Genomic DNA, 3,319 nt, shown 5'->3' with positions numbered 1-3,319 from the left:
ACTGTCCACTCTTCACCTCTTCCCTACTGACTACTCTCTACTCTCTACTATTTTAGGTAATGACTCTATTCGATAATTCATCAAATTTCACTTCGTGCTCTCCGTGCCCTTCGTGGTGAATAGTTACTTCTCCTTTATCCTGCGATTTGTTGAAGATTATGTTGTTCTCGTTCAACTATTTTGAGAAATGCCCGGACGACTCCCGGATGAAACTGACTTCCTGAGCCTTTCTTTAATTCATTTATAGCCACATCCAGCGGCAATGCTTTACGGTAAGGTCTATCTGATGTCATCGCATCAAAGGCATCCGCAACCTTAATAATACTTGCATGTAAAGGTATTTTGTCCTGGCTTAAGCCATCAGGGTAACCCTTGCCATCTATTTGTTCATGGTGAAGTCTGACGGCTAACATTATTATTTCCGGAAATTCTACAGGTCCCAGAATTTTAGCACTAATCATTGGATGTTCCTTGATGACACGCCATTCCTCTTCATCTAATTTGCCAGGTTTGAGAAGCACATCTTCTTTTATTCCAATTTTCCCTATATCATGGAGAAGTGCAGCAATTTCAAGCGATTCTATATCTTCTTTCGAAAGTTCTAATTCTCTGGCTATATCTAAGGTATATTTAACTACTGATTCAGAATGCCCTTTAGTATAGGGGTCTTTAGCATCTACGGCCGCAGCCAATGCCTTAACGGTGCGCAGGAAACTATTATGTATTTCTTCATGTAATTTGGCATTTGAAACCGCTATAGCCGCCTGGTCGGCAATAGCCGAAAGTAAATTTACCTGGTCTTGTGTATATCTTTGGTGCCGTGTAGAATATACCGTCAGGACTCCTATTGATTCTTCCTTCACCACTAATGGAATACATAATAATGAATTTACACCTTCTTTAGCAACATATTCAGGATGGTGGTATTTTTTATCATTAGGGACATCAGTGATAATCACTGGTTTTCGTTCTTGAAGTGCCTCCTCACTTATGGTTTTGCGTTGACCAATGGTTGTTCCTTTTTCATTAAAATACTCTTGCATTAAACCATAAGAAGCATTTAATACTATTTCCCTTTCTTCTCCAATCAGTCTTAAAGAGCAAATGGACGCTTCCATAAGTCTTGCGGCTACCTCTAAAATTAAGGTTAGAACCTTCTCTAAATCTAAAGTAGAAGAAATCGTCTTACCTACCTCAAATAATGTGGATAATTCACTTACCTTTTGTTTCATTCCGCGGTATAATCGAGCATTTTCTAATGAAATAGCCACTGTATTGGCTAAAGTAGATAACACCCTTAAATTATCCTGATTAAATGCTTGCTCTTCAACACGGCAGATATTAAAGATACCAATTACATTCCCTCGAACGACTAATGGAAATGCAAGGAATGATTCAAACTTTTTCCCAATGATAGATTTATCCATTGATTCTCCTATTTTATCTATCGTGGTGATAAGGTGTTCCGGGGTAATTTTAATATCTGAGAGGTTAGTAAACATAGAAAGTAATTTATTTTTAATTTCACTAATATATTTTTTAGAGAGTTGAGTATTGGTTTTTATCCACAACCAGCTATTTTCCTCATTTTCATAGAGTAGTAGTGCACAAAAATCAAATTTGACTATCTCATGCAGGGTATCTCCAACTAATCTAAATATTTCTTCCTCACTGCGAATAGAATTAAGTGTTTGAGTAATCTCATTTATTTTAGTCAGTTCGTTAATTCGTGATTCGGCTTTACTATAGAGTTCTGCATTGGCTATGGCGGAAGCGGCTTGACTGGCGAATAAAGACAAAAGCCCTAAATCTTCACTGGTATAATCTATTGGTTTAATTAGCCGATTAACAGATATGACACCAATGACTTTATCACGAACCGAAAGAGGAACACACATAGCGGATTTTATTCTTTCTTCTTCCCGTATCTTTCTAAAACGCAGGTCGGTTACTTTACCAATAAGGAGTAAAGGTTCTCCTTCTTTTGCCACTGTCCCGGCAATCCCCTCACCTAATTTTATCCTGGTATTTGAAATTACCTCAGGTGAAAGTCCTCTGGCGATACTTATTGTTAATTCTCCTTTTTCTTCATTAAGTAACATTATTGAGCCTGTATCAGCTTCTAACTGAGATATGCAGGCATCCATAATCAAATCAAGCAGTTCATCCAGAATAATGGTTGAACCCATTGCTTTACCAATTATATAGAGGCTGGATAATCTCTGGAGCTGTTTATTTTGTTCACTTGTCTCCTCAGACATACTTTATTCCTCCTAAATCTACAGTGAGACGGTAAAAATAAGTTGACATCCGAAATGCTAAAATAATCCACCGCTTACGATAAATTTATTTTCCTGCAAAAGTTAGGTTGCAAAAGTTCAGTAACCATACAAAAATAAAACCACGGCACTCTTCAAAAAACGAATTTCCTTCCCTTCAATTACAACTCCTCATCTCTAATTCGTCTTCTCCGTGGTTAGATTATGGACAAATCATTTCCTTCAGTCCCTTTTTAATTATGCGGCTAATTTCAATTCTCTCCTTAGATCTGTTACCTCATTTTCAAGTCTTAGAATCTTTATTTCCAACTTCTCATACTCATCTCGTCTAACAATTACCTCATATAGTCGGTCAATCCGTCTATTAGTCTCATCAATTCGCATTGTATTCGTAAATATTTCTTCTTTCAATTCTACTCTCAGATCATCAATCCGTTTATTTGTTTCATCTATCCGCGTCGTATTTTTAGATATTTCTTCTTTCAATTCTACTCGCAAATCATCAATCCGTTTATTTGTTTCATCTATCCGCATCGTATTTTTAGATATTTCTTCTTTCAATTCTACTCTCAGATCATCAATCCGTTTGTTCGTTTCATCAATTCTTCTGCTCTGGTCAACCAAATGGGTATTCGTATCATCCTGTCGTTTATTCATAACTGCAAGAGCAGTTTTAATCTGTTCATTTTCTGACTTAATGGCTTGCAAATCAGGTACTATAAGTTCTTGTATAATTTTTTTTATTGTTTCTGCTATCTCCATTGTTTCCTCTTAAAAATACTTTTTAGCCCCCACAGAAACACAAAGACACACCCATATCTCTGCGTCTCTGTGGTTCATTTTAATATAATTATCTCATCACTAATAACTATTAGAATTTTGTCATTAAAGATACCCGATGGGTATCATCCAGATCATCATAATCACAATAGGCATAATCAAGTCCTATACCTGTGCCTGGTAATCTAAATCCTGCGCCATAGGTTAAATCTGAGGATTTTAATTCATCTTTAGTTAGTGTTTTGTATCCTGCTCGAAAT

2 protein-coding genes are annotated in these 3,319 nt (G+C 36.4%); both read right to left on the bottom strand.

From position 1 onward, the window contains the following. Window positions 1-134 precede the first annotated feature (134 nt). Window positions 135-2,261 (bottom strand): GAF domain-containing protein, encoded by a 2,127-nt coding sequence (locus AB1414_17750; GenBank protein MEW6609259.1) that lies wholly within the window; start codon window positions 2,259-2,261, stop codon window positions 135-137. 255 nt (window positions 2,262-2,516) lie between these two features. Further along, on the bottom strand, window positions 2,517-3,041 hold the full coding sequence (locus AB1414_17745; protein ID MEW6609258.1) for a hypothetical protein: 525 nt from the start codon (window positions 3,039-3,041) through the stop codon (window positions 2,517-2,519). Window positions 3,042-3,319: the final 278 nt, after the last annotated feature.

It is taken from the genome of bacterium (assembly GCA_040755795.1).
In the GTDB taxonomy this organism is placed as follows: domain Bacteria; phylum UBA9089; class CG2-30-40-21; order CG2-30-40-21; family SBAY01; genus JBFLXS01.
The sequence above is the reverse complement of the archived record's forward strand: the minus strand, read 5'-3'. Positions and strand labels throughout refer to the sequence as shown.